Annotated in this window: 1 protein-coding gene; it reads left to right on the top strand. The window is 35.7% G+C overall.

Annotation, left to right across the window (positions count from 1 at the left end; genetic code table 11):
• Positions 1 to 25: 25 nt before the first annotated feature.
• The coding region (locus tag VP395_RS15780; RefSeq protein WP_346242991.1) for a phage integrase SAM-like domain and Arm DNA-binding domain-containing protein at positions 26 to 801 on the top strand (776 nt) is incomplete at its 3' end.

Raw genomic sequence — 801 nt, 5'->3', positions numbered from 1 at the left:
AAATGTCAAACCAAAGCCGTTAAAAATGCAGACAAACAGTACCTTTTCAATTATTTTCTTCACAAGAAAATCAAGAAGCAATGCGAACGAGTTATCCATTTACGTTCGCATTACAGTCACTGGACAACGTTCAGAAATCAGTCTTAAAAGAACCGTTTTCATTAAAGAATGGGACAGTTCGAAAAACAGGGGGCGTGGAAGCACTTATAAAATAAGGGTGCTGAACGCTTATTTAGACCAGGTTTACAGCCAATTATTAGATTGCCATAAACAGTTGTTGGAAGAATCCAAGATCATTACAGCCAATGCCATTAAGTCAAGATACTTGGGAGAGGATGATAACCATAAAAGCTTAAATGAATTAATAGTCTATCACAATACCAATATGGTCAGTGTTTTGAAACACGGTACCATGAAAAACTATGCTACCACGGAAAAGTACTTGGATAAATTCCTAAGCCAAAAACTAAAAACAAACGATATCTATTTAAAACAATTGAACTACCGTTTTATCTGTGATTTTGAACAGTATCTGAGAAACTATAAAAACTCCAAAAAGAAACTCATGCTAAGCAATAATGGTGTCATGAAGCACTTGGAGCGTTTCAAGAAAATGATAAACCTAGCAGTAAAATTGGAATGGATGCCAAAGAACCCATTTAACCAGTTCCAGTTGAAGTTCGATAAATATGATAGGGCTTACTTAACCGAAAGGGAACTGGAACTATTGGAAGGCACACATTATAAAAATGAACGCTTGGAAAGGGTCAAGGACTGTTTTGTTTTTTCATGTTACACAGG

Origin of the sequence: Mariniflexile soesokkakense (genome assembly GCF_039650365.1) — a bacterium.
GTDB classification, from domain to species: Bacteria; Bacteroidota; Bacteroidia; order Flavobacteriales; family Flavobacteriaceae; genus Mariniflexile; species Mariniflexile soesokkakense.
Note: the sequence above shows the minus strand (reverse complement) of the source record. Positions and strands in the feature narration are given on the sequence as shown.